The sequence below is a fragment of the Bacillus sp. AY3-1 genome (genome assembly GCF_008368785.1).
In the GTDB taxonomy this organism is placed as follows: Bacteria; Bacillota; Bacilli; order Bacillales; family Bacillaceae_G; genus Bacillus_A; species Bacillus_A wiedmannii.
Genome location: NZ_QORZ01000036.1, coordinates 15589 through 31861 on the forward strand (window position 1 = coordinate 15589; position 16273 = coordinate 31861).

At 32.7% G+C, this 16273-nt stretch carries 14 protein-coding genes and 2 pseudogenes; 12 read left to right on the forward strand and 4 right to left on the reverse strand.

Annotation, left to right across the window (positions count from 1 at the left end; genetic code table 11):
- Positions 1–88: 88 nt before the first annotated feature.
- From DN389_RS27335 to DN389_RS27350, 4 genes and pseudogenes are all read left to right on the forward strand, one after another.
- Positions 89–1375: an MFS transporter gene (locus tag DN389_RS27335; RefSeq protein WP_098191285.1), complete on the forward strand. Its 1287-nt coding sequence runs from the start codon at positions 89–91 to the stop codon at positions 1373–1375.
- Positions 1376–1449: 74 nt separating this feature from the next.
- Positions 1450–1644: pseudogene (locus DN389_RS27340) on the forward strand (peptide ABC transporter permease); the annotation flags it as partial.
- Positions 1645–1752: 108 nt separating this feature from the next.
- Positions 1753–2511, forward strand: a complete 759-nt coding sequence (locus DN389_RS27345) for an alpha/beta fold hydrolase (protein ID WP_098191286.1) — start codon at positions 1753–1755, stop codon at positions 2509–2511.
- Entirely contained in the window at positions 2508–3353 is an 846-nt protein-coding gene (locus DN389_RS27350) for a DUF2785 domain-containing protein (RefSeq protein ID WP_149237785.1), read from the forward strand. Before DN389_RS27345 ends, DN389_RS27350 begins: the two co-directional genes overlap by 4 nt.
- Positions 3354–3752: 399 nt before the next feature.
- Here DN389_RS27350 and DN389_RS27355 read toward each other — a convergent pair whose 3' ends face one another.
- A complete protein-coding gene (locus DN389_RS27355) occupies positions 3753–5453 on the reverse strand; it encodes a pyruvate oxidase (RefSeq protein ID WP_098191288.1) in 1701 nt (566 codons plus the stop codon).
- 82 nt (positions 5454–5535) lie between these two features.
- The gene (locus DN389_RS27360; RefSeq protein WP_098191289.1) at positions 5536–6273 is read right to left on the reverse strand and encodes a ZIP family metal transporter; all 738 of its coding nucleotides are present in this window, start codon (positions 6271–6273) and stop codon (positions 5536–5538) included.
- 135 nt (positions 6274–6408) lie between these two features.
- Between DN389_RS27360 and DN389_RS27365 the strand changes: the two genes are divergently transcribed.
- The 3 genes from DN389_RS27365 to DN389_RS27375 all read left to right on the forward strand — a co-directional run bounded on the left by DN389_RS27365 (position 6409) and on the right by DN389_RS27375 (position 8854).
- Positions 6409–7197 carry a class I SAM-dependent DNA methyltransferase gene (locus tag DN389_RS27365; RefSeq protein ID WP_098191290.1) on the forward strand — a complete coding sequence of 263 codons (789 nt, stop codon included), beginning with the start codon at positions 6409–6411 and terminating at the stop codon, positions 7195–7197.
- A gap of 48 nt (positions 7198–7245) precedes the next feature.
- Complete coding sequence (locus DN389_RS27370) at positions 7246–7875, forward strand: immunity protein Imm33 domain-containing protein (RefSeq protein ID WP_088122079.1); 630 nt, start codon at positions 7246–7248, stop codon at positions 7873–7875.
- 112 nt (positions 7876–7987) lie between these two features.
- Positions 7988–8854, forward strand: a complete 867-nt coding sequence (locus tag DN389_RS27375; RefSeq protein ID WP_098191291.1) for an MBL fold metallo-hydrolase — start codon at positions 7988–7990, stop codon at positions 8852–8854.
- 163 nt (positions 8855–9017) lie between these two features.
- Here the strand turns inward: DN389_RS27375 and DN389_RS27380 are convergent.
- Together DN389_RS27380 and DN389_RS27385 are read right to left on the reverse strand one after the other, a co-directional pair.
- Positions 9018–9959: pseudogene (locus tag DN389_RS27380) on the reverse strand (nucleoside hydrolase).
- Positions 9960–9992: 33 nt separating this feature from the next.
- Positions 9993–10595: a DUF2441 domain-containing protein gene (locus tag DN389_RS27385; protein ID WP_098191293.1), complete on the reverse strand. Its 603-nt coding sequence runs from the start codon at positions 10593–10595 to the stop codon at positions 9993–9995.
- Positions 10596–10807: 212 nt separating this feature from the next.
- Between DN389_RS27385 and DN389_RS27390 the strand changes: the two genes are divergently transcribed.
- From DN389_RS27390 to DN389_RS27410, 5 genes are all read left to right on the forward strand, one after another.
- Complete coding sequence (locus DN389_RS27390) at positions 10808–11293, forward strand: DUF2798 domain-containing protein (RefSeq protein WP_088122083.1); 486 nt, start codon at positions 10808–10810, stop codon at positions 11291–11293.
- Positions 11294–11474: 181 nt separating this feature from the next.
- The gene (locus tag DN389_RS27395) at positions 11475–11900 is read left to right on the forward strand and encodes a DMT family transporter (protein ID WP_060488717.1); all 426 of its coding nucleotides are present in this window, start codon (positions 11475–11477) and stop codon (positions 11898–11900) included.
- A 19-nt stretch (positions 11901–11919) separates the two neighbouring features.
- Positions 11920–12612, forward strand: coding sequence for a Crp/Fnr family transcriptional regulator (locus DN389_RS27400; RefSeq protein ID WP_149237786.1), 693 nt, complete (start codon positions 11920–11922; stop codon positions 12610–12612).
- 19 nt (positions 12613–12631) lie between these two features.
- Positions 12632–13102, forward strand: coding sequence for a DMT family transporter (locus tag DN389_RS27405; protein WP_098191302.1), 471 nt, complete (start codon positions 12632–12634; stop codon positions 13100–13102).
- A gap of 1304 nt (positions 13103–14406) precedes the next feature.
- Entirely contained in the window at positions 14407–15636 is a 1230-nt protein-coding gene (locus tag DN389_RS27410) for a helix-turn-helix domain-containing protein (protein WP_001097926.1), read from the forward strand.
- Positions 15637–16273 lie beyond the last annotated feature (637 nt).

Sequence of the window (16273 nt, forward strand, 5' to 3'; positions counted from 1 at the left end):
TATATTGTTCTCTATACAGAAGGAAAAGATTGGATAATGGTCGAAAAATATAATATAACTTCCAATAAATGACTGAAAAAATAAAATTTTGTCGAGAGAAAGGGTTAGAAGTATGAAAGAAATGCTACAGTTATTTCGTAACAAAGTGTATGCCCATTTTTTTCTAGCAAATATTTTAGAGCGACTCGGTTCTATGATTGCTGGAATTTCTTTAATGTTTTATTTGTTAGACCAGTACGGAAAACAACCAGTTTACGCAACGATGACACAAATTATGATGGCATTACCCGCATTAATCTTTTTTCTATTAGTAGGGACAGTAGTGGATCGTTTTGATAGACAACGTATTTGTACGGTAAGCAACATATGTTGTTCGCTCTGTAATATCGGAATTCTAATTTCGCTTTATTATGGAATAATTATACTCGTCTTTATATTTTTATTTTTGGAAAATGCATGTATACAATTTTTCTCTCCATCAGAACAGTCGATGATACAAGGAGTAGTTGAATCAGACCAATACGGTGCAGCAGCAGGTATGAATCAAATGGTAAATAGTTTGTATGCTTTGTTTGGGGTAGGAATTGCAACGATGGTGTATTGGACTTTTGGAATTTACGGGAGCATTTTAGTAAATACGCTCACATTTATTATGAGTGGTATTTTGATTCAAACGATCTCCATTCCAGAAAAAGTTCGTTTGCCAAATGGTAGAACAAAGTGGAAAGAAGTTAATTTGAAGATGTTAATAACAGAGTTTCAAGAAGGGATCAAGTATATATATCAAAATGACACTTTAAAAAAATTACTTTTAGGATTTATCGTATTTGGACTATTAAATGGTATTTTAAGCGTATCCACTACTTACATATTAAAATATAAATTAGCACCAGCAACGTATGAAAGTTTAGCGATGGTGGGCGGTGTAGTTGGAGGAATTTCATTATTAATTGGAAGTATAGTAGCAACAAGTATAGGTAAGAAATATGCACCTAAGCCTATTATTGTATTTGGTATGGCGGGCTCAGGAGTCTTTTTCGGTATGTGTTACTTTGTAAATCACGTATGGTCTTTTTATGTATGTATCGCTTTCGCGACTTTCTTTTTACCATTTATTAATGTTGCAATAATGGGCTGGATGTATGAAATTGTAGAAGAGTCATTCATGGGACGCGTTCAAAGTTTACTTAGTCCATTAACGACAGGATTCCAGCTGTTATCTCTCGGTGCGATAGCGATGTTGTTCCCGAAATGGATTCGTGCAGATACGTTGTTTATTATTTTATTTGGTTTATTATTTTTTGTTACGTGTTTATATCAAGCCATTTTACCTAGTGGGAAGAAACGGGTGCAAGGTATAGCTGAAGAGATGTAATATATCTGGTTTTGATTTCTGAATATTCTATCGGATAGTAAGGAGAAATCGTTATGTTGATGCGACTTACTAAATGGATTGTACCTATACCGATTGCTTTTTATAGTATGACAATTCTTGCGGGAAATCTAGTTAGTAATAGTATGCAAGATGCGATTAAACTAGGAAATATAAAAATACTTAAGAGCAAGGATAAAGAAGTAAAGGAAGAGAAACGAATACAAACTAATGTGAATGATTTTTCTTTCTATAGAGAGGTACAAAAATAAAAAAGATAGCTGAAGTTAAAAAACAGTAAAGTTTTAAAAGAAATAATAATCGAATTATTATGGAAATATCGATAGTGTAAATCCTATAATTGAACTGGATGATTAAAAGTGACTATACAAAATAAAAAGATAATTGATATATGTGATAACCACAGACTATTAAATAAATATTCACGTAACAGTATTCCAAGCGTAATCTTCATAGCAGGGTTAGGCGATAGTTATGAGACATGGAAAAAAGTCCAAGACCGAATATCGCAAGAAACATCAACCTTTTCCTATAACAGGTCGGGTATTGGCAGGAGTCAAGTCGCATCCGTCCCGACGACTTGCTATAATCTAGTCGAGGAGCTAAACGAATTGTTGCTAGCGCTTGAAGTGGAGAAGCCCTATATATTGGTAGGACATTCTTTTGGTGGTTTGGTCGCTAGATTATATGCCAGCCTTTATCCACTGAACATCTGCGGTATGATTTTGGTTGACGCTGCACCGGAATATAAAGAACTTGCCTATGAAAAGGTTCTACCCGAAAATCTGCTTGCAAGAAATAGGGAATATTACGAGAATCCTATGTTGAATAGTGAGAAGATTGATAAAATACAAAGTTATAAGCAAATCGTTGATCATTCAAAGCAAAGTAACCTCCCTCTTGTAATTATTACAAGAGGTTTACCTGACAATGTTGAAGAGGGATGGCCATCTCAAGAAATATTGGAAATTGAGCAAAGACTCCAAGCAGAATTCCAATGGCTATCAACGTCAAGCAAGTACCTGATTGCTAGTCGAAGTGGACATTATATTCATCATGATGAGCCAGAAGTTGTTATAGAGGAGATTATGTTAATGTTGAAGGAGATGGGGAAATGAGCGATACAAGGACTAAATTGATGCTGGATTTGCAAAGAATTGAGAAGGATGAGTATCAGTTACGCGAAGGTGAGCAGCATCAAGATTTCTTACCTTTGTTACTTCAATATATTGGCGATCCTCAGCCAGAATTACGGGATAACCTGATTTATTCAATGTTTTATATGTGGATTAAGGAAGAGAATAGATTCAGTGAAGAGGAGTTACGAAGCCTCTTAACTGTTCTGACTGATGAGAACCATTTGTTCTATAGTATTGGTAGCGAGGAGGATCAGTCAGTTTTTACAAGGACGTTCTCTGCCTTACCTATCGCTTTGATTGTGCAACGCCACAGACATATTCCATTTTTAAATCAAGAGGAAATTGAGCAATTAATGCATGCGATGCTCCGTTATTATAAAGAGGAGAAGGATCTGCGAGGTTACCTTTCAGTAGGAGGCTGGGCTCACAGTGCGTCTCATGGTGCGGATGTTTTTGTCGAGCTGGTGCAGTGCGAGGAGAGCAGCGTCGCAATGCTGCGTGAGGTTCTTGTCGCTATTTCTGGCATGCTTCATAATGGTAGACATATTTTTAGCGATGAGGATGATGAGCGGTTGGGAAACATCGTGGATATGATGATTGACAAAGAGTTACTTCCACATCAAGAAATCGCTGATTGGATTAGCGGCTTAGCACAATGCTGTAATTTGCCGAGAAATCGCAGTCAGGTGATCGCCCGCGTGAACAGCAAGAATTTTTTACGCAGTCTCTATTTCAGAAGGGGACAAGATAGCCGAGGGAATGAAATCAACACAGTCATACTTAGTACTGAGGCAATATTGAACAGGTTTTCTTTCAGTTAAAGGGTTAGAGGGACTGTCCCCAAAACAATGGGAAATTGGCTGAGGGATTTTGCCCCTTTTTATGTCAAGAAAAACAAAAAGAAACCATCCATTGGTAAAATGGAAGTACCACCCACCACGCACAAAAGGAGAGGTAAGGGCTGCAATTAAGGCAGTTTTTTCTCATTGAACTAAAGGGCAGCATTTCTGTAAAGATTGTGAAAAAATGTTGTTTTAGTAAATGAGGTCATATGTAGTACAAAAAAGGATAGATAATGCATATACTTTCTGCTTTATCTATCCTCTTCTTTTTCGTTTATACAATGTGTAACATTATATAACTATTATTGATATACATATGCTAAATACCTATTTCTTGGTTCTAAATAAAACAAATCGTTTTCAGCTATCTTTTTTCGTTTAAAGTGGTGGTAAATCAATCTTACCTTCTTCAAATAATTCTTTTATCATATGCTTCGTATAACCAGCGGCTTGACCAAAGGTGATTTTTGCTGGCATTGGTGCTTCATTTGCATCTACAACTACATCAATAATACACGGACTATTTTGTTTTACCGCACTTTCGAAAGCAGGAAGTAGTTCATCTACATTCTCAACACGGTATCCAATTCCTCCGCACGCCTCTGCGTATTTTGCAAAATCAGGGTTTGTTAAGTCTGTACCAAATTCGATATTCCCCATAACTTCTTGTTCGAATTTAATCATGGCGATCTTATTATTATTTAAAACAACGACCACGATCGGCAGTTTATATTTAACAGCTGTTACGAAGTCGTTCATTGTCATTCCAAAACCACCGTCACCACAAACTGCAAATACTTGTTTATCTGGGAAAGCAATTTTTCCAGCAAGGGCACCAGGTAAACCGCAGCCAAGTGTTGCGAGCCAGCTAGAAATAATAAATTGCTGATTTGTCATACGGAAGTGCCTTGCTGTCCATACTGTTACATTTCCGACATCGACTGATAATATTGCATCATCATGAGCTACTTGTTGCAGTGCATGCATAACACGTTGTGGCTTAATTGGAGTAGAAGTATCGTCTTCTTGATTGTGTAATTTTTCCTCCCACTTTTTCATCATTTCTTGATGATGCTCTAAGAAGGAATGGTCCTCGTGTTTTTCTACATTTTCAATAAACCATTTTAATGTTTTATCAGCATCACCAGCTAAGCCGATATCTGTTACGTAACGTTTGCCGATTTGGGCAGGATCAGTATCGATATGGATTGTTTTTGCTTTTTCGGGTAAGAAACCGGTGAACGGATAAGAAGTACCAACCATAATTAAAGTATCTGCATGTTTCATTGCATCATAAGAAGGTTTCGTTCCAATTAATCCTAATCCACCGATACAAAGTGGATGTTCATCAGGGATAATTCCTTTAGCGGGTAATGTAAGTACGATTGGAGCACCAATGTGTTCTGCGAAAGTAAGTAAAGATTCTCTCGCATGTTTCGCACCCTTTCCAGCTAAAATAACAGGCTTTTTCGCTTCATTTATTGCGAGTTTAGCAGCATGTAAATCTTCTTCTTGCGGAAATAATTCAGGTAATGTAAAAGAAGTATTTGTAACACGAGCACCATTTTTCACTTCGAATTTCGGAACATCATCTGGAATTGTAAGAACAGATACACCTTTTTTCGTATACGCCATTCGAATCGCTTGATTCACGACAGCAGGCAGCTGTTCTGCTGACATAATGCGCTGGTTATATACCGCAACATCATCGAACAATCTTTCTAAGTTTACTTCTTGGAAAAAATCTGTCCCGAGTAAATCTGTTTCTACTTGACCTGAAATTGCTAGAACAGGGGCTTTATCGAGTTTCGCATCATATAAACCATTTAATAAATGAATAGCACCCGGCCCTGCGATTGCCATACAAACGCCGAGTTTTCCTGTTAACTTAGCATAGGCAGCTGCTGCTAGTGCGCCAGCTTCTTCATGGCGAACTTGAATAAATTTGATTTTATCTTGTTTTTTTCTTAAAGCTTCAATTATAGAATTGATAGAATCTCCAGGCATTCCGTAAATGTGTTCTACTCCCCAGTCAATTAATAGGTCAACTAGTGCTTCACCGGCTGTTTTCCCAAACATAATTTTTCCTCCTTATAATTAGGTAGATACTATTATGTTTTGGAGAAAAAGGAAAAATATACAAATGATTATATTATTATCTTTAATGATGACCAGTAAATAGTGTAAATACTGTTATTAGTAAGAATCCACTAGTAGCCCACATTAAAAATGTAAGGAAAGAGAGCTGTTTCTTTGCCTTCCAAAGCATTTCATGAATTGTAACATAGCCAAGTGAACCGATAGCACTTCCCATAATGAGCCCTTGTAGATGTAGGGCTTTTCCTTCCATCAAAATTCCGAAAACAGTACCGGTACCAAGAATAAGTGAAAGTAGTAAAGTCGTTAATAAAAAGGAAATATATTTATGCTTTGTAAAGAGGAAGGGGATGATTAATGCTAAGCCTTCAGGAATATGGTGAATTACAATTGCAAGTAAGAAAGGAATGGCAGAGTCATTATGATTTATAAATGCTGTACCTAATGCAAAGCCACTCGGCAAATTATGAATAAATATGGCAAAAGAAAGAAAAAGGAAAGTTTGCCATGCTTGTTGATCTTTTTTATGTATCATTGGATGATGACAATAGTTATCTAATAAGCTCATAACTAAAATACCGATAGCTATACCAAGTATAGGTCCAATTATTTCATAGCTTGCAAATGTTTCAGGAATAATTTCAAGGGATAAAAGGCCAAGCAAAATTCCGCCACATAATGCATATAAACGATGCATTTTTTCTTCAATTAGTTGGCGCGTAGCAATGCCGACAACACCGCCTAATAGTAATCCACCGAATGAAAAAAACGTAACAATCATTGGAATCCATAATCGTTCCATAGTATCACACTCCGATTCTTCCACTTATTTTTAGCTTACGAAAAGGAAAGTTAGATTAGTCCAAGTAATTGTGTTTGATTATAGAGAAAAAACTAATAATTCGTTATAATTTATATATTAAACTTAAGTGGAAATATGAAATGGGGAATACGTTTGCAAACAAAATGGAGTCTATCTGAATACGAAAATCCAAAACGATATGATATAGAAAATAAAAGTCTGTCAGATTTTCCGTTCTTACTATCATGGGCACAAAAACTAAATATACAAAATGAATGGATTCTAGATATTGCCTGCGGAACAGGAAGGGTTACAATTCCATTTATAGAAAACGGATATCAAATGATTGGTGTAGATATACATGAAGGTATGCTTGCTGAAGCGAAGAGAAAATCTATGGATTGTAAAAAAGTAAAATGGTTACAACAAGACTGTTTACAATTAAAGATTGAAGAAACAATTCTGTTAGCATTTATGGTTGGTCATGGATTTCAACACTTTCTTACGAATACAGATCAAAATAAGTTATTAACATCTATTCATCATGTGTTAGCTGATAATGGTATATTTATATTCGATACACGTTTTCCTTCAAAAGAAGAATTAATACAACCATCTACAGAAGAATATTGGACAACTATTAGTGATGAAATGGGAAGAAAATGTGATTTATATACTGAAATGACATATGATTCAATTCAGCAAATACAGCATTACATAACAACAAGAAGGTTTTATGAGGATGATATGCAAGTAGAAGAACTGAAAACAACGATTGATCTTCGCTATACGTATCCACAGGAGTTAGAAAGATTATTAGTAGTGAATGGTTTTGAATTATTACATATATATAATGATTGGGAAGGAAATGAGTTAGGGGAAGACTGCTATTCTATGGTAGTAGTTTGTCGGAAGAAAAAATAGTGTTATTTTTAAAATATGAGTGTGAAAAGCTTTTAAGGAGAGAAAAAGATGACTTGGTACTTAGATAATGTTTATGAAATAAATAAAGAAGCGCCCTATACATTCTATCTTCCTAGCTCAGAAGTTTTGGAGAAATTAAAGGTTGGAGATTTGGTAAAGTTAATTTTTGTAACTAAAATCGAAGACGAAGATGGGTTTCATGGTGAACGAATGTGGGTGGAAATCACTGAAAGAAATGAGAAAAAGTTTTTAGGGGAACTGATCAATGATCCATATCGTTTAGATTTAAAAATAGGTGATAAAATTTCATTTGGAATTGAAAATATATGTGATACGGAATATAATGATCCAGCTTCAAAAGATTGGGATTTTTATTTTGATACGAAGGTAATTGTTAGTGATGATGTACTTGAAAAAAGAGAATTTAACTTTATGCTTAAAGAGGGTTCAAGAGAAGAAGGTGACTCTGGTTGGTCAATATTGAGTGGCTATGAAAGTGATGACTATGTCAATAATCCTAAAAACTTTCAAATTATTTCAATTGGAGTCATTTTGAATATAGATGATTCTATTTTAAACTTTCTTGAAGAACCACCTTTATGTGCATATGAAAGAAATGATGAAGGTAGATTCTATAAAATTGAAGACTATGATTGGGATGCTTATTTAAATGGATAGATGAAGTTACTATATTTTAAAGAAAGCGATATATATTATTTCATGCTATGTGCTGGATGAAGGTTTTACAGATAATAATTGAAGAGAATAGTAATAAATGGAGGGGTTTGTAATGCAGCAAATAAAAAAAATAGGAAACTCATTTTGGTATATGACACCTGTTTCTGAAACAGATAGACCTATATTAGGAATGGTCGTTGGACAAGAAAAAACTTTAATGATTGATGCAGGGAATTCAGAAGAACATGCACAATTATTTCTAGAAATGCTAAAAGAACAGAATGTATCAAGTCCTGATTTCGTAGCATTAACGCATTGGCACTGGGATCATATTTTTGGGTTGCCTGTACTACAAGATGCATTAACTATTGCGCATGCAGAAACGAAGAAAGAAATGCAGCCACTAGTATCTTATGAATGGACAGATGAAGCGTTGGACGCACGTGTAAAAGAGGGTACTGAAATTGCATTTTGTGCGGATTGTATCAAGAAAGAATTTGAAGAAAAAGCGAGAAATATTAAAATCATTCCTCCGACCTTAACATTCCAGGATCAAATTGAATTAGACCTTGGTGAAGTTACATGCGTGTTAAAACATGTCGGCGGAGATCATGCACATGATTCAGTTGTTATTTACGTGAAAGAAGAAAAGATCTTATATTTAGGAGACTGTATATATGCAGATATATTTTCTTCAAAATGGAATTATACGACGAAACGAACGTTTAAATTAATTGAAGAATTGGAGTCATTTGATGCTGAAACTTATATTCTTTCTCATGGGACAGCTATAAGTCGGGATGAGTTTTTACAAGAAATACATTTACTAAAAACAGTAGGAACTTATACAGAACTTCATAAAGGCGATGAAGAAAACATAAAGACAGCGTATAAACGAGACGTAAATAGAGAATTAAATGAAGATGAATTAGAAACAATTACGTTTTTTGTAAATGGTTATGAAATGAATAATCAGTAAGACACTACACTAATCAAATATAATTAAACTGCATAAAAAGAGTATTGAAAGTTAATTCAATACTCTTTTCAATAGTTAAATATGTAGTTTCAAACAAATTCTAAATATGGGGTTTATCGTCTGAAATAATGCCATTCTATTTATTTTTCATATAGATAGTGGTTCAAGTGGAAGCTTTCTTCGCTAATTCAGTTATATAGTTAAAAAATCCATTGTGGTTTACATCATATACTACATTTACAGGTCGTCCGTCAACAGTTTCCACTGTACGCCCCTGGCTAGGTCCATATGTATGAATAATACTATTAATTGTTTGTAATTTTGCAAGGTCAGATTTCCCGATAAAGGCAGCAGTTAATACATCCCACAAATAGTAAGTAGAGTTAGTTGAGAAATGAACGAGGGGAGGAACCATTGCATAGCATTGACCAAGAAAATCAACACCAATATATTTACGCTCTTTTGCCCAACTTTCACGTATGTCTATAGTTAATGGAACTTGGTTTGTACTTTCTAGCGTTACTAAGTCGATTTTAATTTTTGATTCCCACACACGAGCTACTGCTTCAGGATCCCAAAACGAATTCCACTCAGCCGTTCCATCATGTTCTGGTTCATGTACATTGCCGGCAGTACGAAATGTTCCTCCCATCCAAACAAGGCGCTCAATTTTCCCCTCGATTACAGGTGCTTCATATAGTGCACGCGCTCAATCGGTAAGAGGCCCTGTAAATAATAAAGTTGTTTTCTCTTCAGTTTGTAGTAGGGTTTCAATTAAATGATGATGTGCAGGTTTTTCTGCTACGGGTGTTACAACTTTTCCAGACTCATTTAAAATGGGTAAAGCATCTACATAAAATGCATGCATCCGCCAATCTTTTGGAAATGGGTTTTTTGCACGGGAATTTGATGCAGCTACTTCAATATTTCCTTTGCCGAAGCGATCAATAATTTTGCGACTTGCAGACATTGCTGGTTCTAAATAGCAATCTGCAGGGATAACTGAAACACCTGTAAGCTTGACATTATCCATCTGGAGTAATAAAAATAGTGAAATTAAATCATCTACACCACCATCATGATTGAAGTAAACTTTTCCCCTCATTGTAATCCCCATCCTATATGATTTAGTAAGGAATTAAATATGAATTGTGGAAAAATCATCAATGATTTCCACCACTTCACTTTTTCCATTAATCAGTAATTCCGGAAGTTCATTATTTACAGTTCCTTTCCAATACTCTCTTGCTTGTTCAATTTTTTGAGAGAAAAGAATACCATCTTCTTTCGGTAAAAGATTTCCGTCACCTTCAAAACAATTTCCAATTACTCGTAGTTTAACAATCTGCAAAACTTCTCGATTGTAAGAATCAAATAATGCTTTCCATTTTAAAGCATCTTCATAGCTCTTTGCAGCATATAAACAAGATAATCTTGAAGGGTATTCAGGGAATTCTTGTAGTCTTACCATTTCTACAATCGTTTCTCTAACGGCTCTAATTGTTTGATCCATATAATTCATAACTACTTTAGCATTTTCATTATTTATATGTAATTCTTCATTTTTATAGTGGTTATTTATAATTTTTATGCCATCTTCACCACTAGAATTTAATTGTTCTCTTTCAAAAAAGAACCGATATAGAGTATTAGTTTGATTTTTACCGAAATGAATGATTTGTCCAATATTCATTTTTTCCCTTGTAACGATTTGGTATACGTAAAATTCTATGTCATTCATGGTTATCCTCCTAGTAGTAATGCATTTTAATGTTAAATTTAGTAATTCAACATTGAAATATATAAAACCTTTATAAGTAAGAGTGAGAATTTGATCAGAAAGTATAGTGAATATATGAAAACGCTTTAAATTTATTCACAAAATGTTCACTTACGAAGAGGTTTCCATAATCGATATAATGACAAAGACTTAAACAGAAAGGATGATAGAAATTGCCAACAACAAGAAAGGAAAACCTCCAATTTGGTATGATGATGTGCCTTGGGATGGTTATTGTAATGACGTTTTATAATTTATTACTGAATGGAGTAGGGGGACCAATTCATATTAAGGAGATCGCATTAGAACTAATAATTGGATTCATTATTGCATTATTAATTGAAATATGTATCGTTGGACCTTGTGCGAAAAAACTTGTATTCATGTTACCGTTTGATAAATCGAAGAAAATAAATATTATAGTTGCGATGGCGACAGCTATGGTAATCGGAATGGTTTTCTTTATGTCCTTTTACGGAATGGCTATGATGTATTTGCATAATGGGTTGCATGGTGAATCATTCGTTTCAATGTATTTCTCAATTTTTATTAAAAACTTCATTATGGCGTATCCATTACAATTAATTATTATGGGGCCACTTGTGCGTTTCTTATTTGGAAAGTTTGTTATGAAGAATAAACCTGTTAATATAGCGTAGTTATAAATATTAAAATATCATATACCGATAAGACAATAAAAAACACATCTCAAATATTTTGAGTTGTGTTTTTTATTGTTCATTTGTAGCTATTTTCATACTGATGTGACATTTGTCCTTTTGCCTTTATAGGATCATAGCTTTTAATTAAGTCAGAAATAGAAGATTAGGAGATGATTTTTTGAAAGGCGTTGTATTTGCTATTTTAGCTGGCGTATTTATTACACTTCAAGGTACATTTAATGCAAAACTTAGTTCACATATCGGTATATGGTCGACAAGTATTATTACGCATTTAATTGGATTCATTATTGCAACAACAATATTTTTGTTAAAGAAAGAAGAGAAAATAGCGGATTTAAAGGATGTGAAAAAAATATATTTAGTAGCTGGTGCACTTGGCGGATTAATTATTTGTGCAGAAACAGTAGCGATACATGCAATGGGAGTTACATTAACAGCTGGAACACTCATGGTTGCTCAATTATTAACAGCAACTCTAATTGAAATGAAGGGATTATTTCAAATAAAAAAGATACAGATGGAGAGATATCATATTGTGGGAACAATAGTAATGATTATAGGTATTGTTGTATTTAATATGTAAATGAAAGGAGGAAATGAAAATGGAGAATAGATCAGATTTAATTATCCATTATTTGAAAACTAATAAAATGCTTGAAATTTTTTCAGAGATAGATACAGCTTGTTTTCAAGTAAATCATTTTGATAAAGGTAAGTTTATATGTAATATAGATGACGCAATGGATCGTTTATATTTTGTTGTTAAAGGTAAAGTGAAAGTTTATACGATTACACCAGAGGGAAAGAAACTGATCCTTCGTTTTATCAATCCATTGGCGGTTGTTGGTGATATTGAATTAATACAAAATAGCAAAGCGCATAATGTCGTTGAAGCTTGTTCAGATGTTATAGCCATCTCTATTTCTCATGCTGTAATTAGAAATAAGTTATTACATGATCCTATATTTATGAACTTCTTGCTTGAAAACATTGCAAACACATTAAAAATATCGACTCGTTTTACAGCACTTAATTTACTTTATCCAGTAGAAGTACGTGTAGCTAGTTATTTACTTTCTATTTCTACTGATAGTAACGGGAATATGTATAAAAAAGATTTGGATGCAACTTCGATATCAAGTATTGCGGATTTTATAGGAGTAAGTTATCGGCACGTAATTCGGGTGTTACAAAAATTTTATAAAGAAAAATTAATTGAAAAGAGAAATGGAGTTATTGTAATTAAAGACTTTTTTAAAATGAAGGAAGTTGCTAAAGATAATATTTATGAGTAATGAAAGGGAGTGGAAGATTTTGATTGGATTTAGTTTAGCTATATTAGCAGGAATATTAATTAGCTTACAATCTGTTTTTAATACGAAAGTGAATGAAAATGTAGGGCAGTGGTTAACAACTACATGTGTTCTTGGAATAGGTCTTATAAGTTCAGTGCTATTTTATATCATTACAGAGAAAAGTATAAGCGTTAATTTTTACACTACAAATTATTTGTTTTATGTAAGTGGGTTGTTTGGTATCGGATTAATTATTTGTATAATGAGTGCAATAAAGAGCTTAGGTCCAGCATATACGGTGCTCATTAGTCTCATAACTCAATTAGTTGTTGCATTATGTATTGATACATTCGGATTGTTTGGAATGGAGAGCGTTCCAATACAAATAAATAAATTAGTTGGAATAGGTGTATTAATTGTAGGGGTAGGAATTTTTAAAAATCTATTTTCGAATAAGAAAGCTATTCATATAAACAAGGATAGGGTCTAAAGAATTTAAAGGGAAAAGGTGTTAATGATTAGAATAATTACACTTAGCTCGAATGGCTGAGGAACAATTAACTAGCCAATATAGATTAGACTAAGTTAAAGAAATGAAAAAAGAAACTATATATAAAATGGTTTCTTTTTTACATAAATTTCAAGATTTTTGATGGTGAACTAGAAAAATGGCTTCTCAAATTCTTTTAAAATCATCATTTAAAGTGAAGTTAATACCGTGGGTATCATTAGATAACAAACCTCATATGATAAGTCAGAGGGTGTTTAAATAGCATTTCGTTTTTATTTATAGTATTTAATAAACTATAATACAACTTCATTTAAAGGTATTTTGATTCTTAATTAAAAATAAAGTGGAAAATTAAGAATATGTTTATGTGGTTCGGTATTAAAGCTAGGTAGCATAAAGATTAATAATACAAAGATGAACAACATATAAATAAAGTTTATTCATATGTTCTATCTCCTCTGCAATTCCTAGTATATTTGAAATCTATATATTTCTTCCTCATTCGTGGAAAATAAAACTAATGTTGGGACCAGTAATATTGTGGGGATTAGATAAAAATAGTTGTCCCTATATCGCCAGAATTTTAAATATTCCATTCGTTTTTTATGTTTTCTTTTTAAATTTTTGTACTGATGATAAGATTCTTCTCTCAATTAGATCTTTAAATAACGTAGACCTATTTGGTGCTTGAATTTCTTCCAACGTGTACTTTCCGAAGCAAAGTGGTTCATAAATAGTCTTATCATTGTCCTCTGTTGTTAATTTCCCGACTTTTTGTTATCTTTGTCTAAAATTTGAAACACAGTAGGTTTTCAATTTTACATTTAAATTAGCATTATCTATTTTTGGAATTCAATTTGTACAAGTAATTGAATTGAAATTTTGATTGTTGGTTCTTGCGGTGGTACAGTATCTCCTGTTACTTTCGCTGTATTTTGAATCTTTTTTCCAGCTTGGTCCTCGCATTGAGTACCACTGTATTTTGTATGTTCTTCACTGTTTTCTCAAGTGTAATGATTAGATCTTGTAGAATTAAGAAATGACCTTCATTCATTTCATTTTCTTATCTTATCTTATCTACTCTGATATTTAGATGCTAATTACAATTAAATAATATATGATTTTCATAAAAAAGATATAGTAATATTTTGTCGTTAATTGTACTAATTTGATATTTTATAGTATTATTTGTCGTGAATTATACCTAGCAGAATATATTTTATGAAACTATAAAAGGAACAATGCGGAAATTTATCAAATAATTTACTTAAAAGGAGAATGTAATGAATACTTCTATCGATATACAACACTTGTGTGATCTTGCACATAAAGCATTTAATGCCCCTGTACATATTTTATCTACAGACAAAAAAATTTTATATCATTCTACATCTGATGATGTTTATAGTCCTTTTTATTCTTCAAAAGAAGAACATCTTAGTGATATTTATCAAGAAAACGATCCCTTTAACTTACCACTTTTCAGATGTAACAGCTATCTTGAAAATTTTGTTCTAATACATATAGAAAATCATGATCACATTAAAGGGACTATTATTATCGGTCCCACTATACATCCAAAAGGTTCAGATGATATGACCATAAAACTTCAAAAAGAATTTAAATCAAATGATAAAATTCAAGAAAGACTAGCCTATTATCAGTGTTTATCTGAGATTAAAAAAACTACATTAATTGATATGGGAATTTTATTACATTACATGATTTTCAATGAAAAGTTAGATGTGGGTATTGTTTTAGAAAAAAATAAAGTACTAGAGAAAGTTCCTAATAAAATTGTGAAACCTGATTTATATATTTTAAAACGCCGACAAAACAAACCTAAAACTCACAACATGGCATTAGTAAATGATTTCTTTTTGACTATCAAAGAAGGAAATAAAAAAAAGTTAATACAGTATATGTATGCAGTTTCACAAGAGGATGTTGAACTGATGTTAATAGAGGACCCGCTCAGGAACCAAAAAAACCTTGGAATTATTGCGATTACCTTAGCTACTCGATATGCGATAGAAGGAAACCTGCCACCAGATATTGCTTTTGCTCATAGTATTTTATATATACAAACTCTGGAACAATTAGATAATGTAGAATCTGCAAAGCGATTGTCAGGAGACGCTTTACGTACCTTTGCAGATCGTGTGAAAGAATTTAATGCACAAAAGTATTCATACGCGGTTACTACATGTATGAAACATATTAATAAAAATGTTTACGATGGAATAACTCTCAATGAACTTGCTAATCATTTGGAAATTACCCCTACTTATCTGTCTAAACTATTTAAAAAAGAAATGGGAATTACTTTAAGCGAATATATTCAAAGGGAACGAGTGGAAGAAGCAAAAAAATTATTAACTCTAACTACTTATTCGTTATCAGATATCTGTGCTTGGCTTAACTTTAATGACCAAAGTTATTTTACGAGGGTTTTCAAAAAAATTACTAGCATGACCCCTAGACAGTACCGTGAAAAATATACAATAATATAGGCTTGTTATCTGGTTTCAATGTGAAAACTTAAACATAGGTGTAAGTAATCTCTAAAACTTGAAAATACTGAGCTTATTACTCTAGAAAAAGTGTGTGATTTGTTTAGATAAGGAACTTGTATTCAAATAGACGTATAATCAACCTGATATTATCTTGTTAGCGGAACAGTTTCAATTTTCAGGAGTTGGCAAAAATAATGGAGAAACGAAGCTTATCTATTTTTTAAATAATAATTATGCGCTGGATTTATCAGTATAGTTCTGAATTAGACAAACGAGTCTGACGTCAGCTCAAACAAATAGCTTTTGAAGAGTCCATGAAACATATATCCAAGCAAAAGCACAATGGAAATGTTTATACCATATTGTTAACTTGAAACAATATTTTTCTAAAGAAAACAAAAAAACAGAAGGCTGCAAAGGATTTTTAAGAAAGCTTTGCAGCTATTTTATATTTTAAAATCTATGGTTATAACGATGGATAAGTTTATAGATTAATATCTCCATTTTAAATATTTATTAATGTTAATGTTAGGGTATATTTCGTAAAAATTAATAATGTAACATATATCACATGATATATCTATGTTTTATGCAATTATACATAACTAAATAAAGGTAAAAAAGTATAAAAAAA

Excerpts from the sequence above, each read along its gene's own strand:
- DN389_RS27365 (WP_098191290.1), top strand. The coding sequence starts at position 6,409 with ATGAAATGGGGAATACGTTTGCAAACAAAATGGAGTCTATCTGAATAC.
- DN389_RS27350 (WP_149237785.1), top strand. The coding sequence starts at position 2,508 with ATGAGCGATACAAGGACTAAATTGATGCTGGATTTGCAAAGAATTGAG.
- DN389_RS27410 (WP_001097926.1), top strand. The coding sequence starts at position 14,407 with ATGAATACTTCTATCGATATACAACACTTGTGTGATCTTGCACATAAA.
- DN389_RS27360 (WP_098191289.1), bottom strand. The coding sequence starts at position 6,273 with ATGGAACGATTATGGATTCCAATGATTGTTACGTTTTTTTCATTCGGT.
- DN389_RS27400 (WP_149237786.1), top strand. The coding sequence starts at position 11,920 with ATGGAGAATAGATCAGATTTAATTATCCATTATTTGAAAACTAATAAA.
- DN389_RS27385 (WP_098191293.1), bottom strand. The coding sequence starts at position 10,595 with ATGAATGACATAGAATTTTACGTATACCAAATCGTTACAAGGGAAAAA.
- DN389_RS27370 (WP_088122079.1), top strand. The coding sequence starts at position 7,246 with ATGACTTGGTACTTAGATAATGTTTATGAAATAAATAAAGAAGCGCCC.
- DN389_RS27375 (WP_098191291.1), top strand. The coding sequence starts at position 7,988 with ATGCAGCAAATAAAAAAAATAGGAAACTCATTTTGGTATATGACACCT.
- DN389_RS27355 (WP_098191288.1), bottom strand. The coding sequence starts at position 5,453 with ATGTTTGGGAAAACAGCCGGTGAAGCACTAGTTGACCTATTAATTGAC.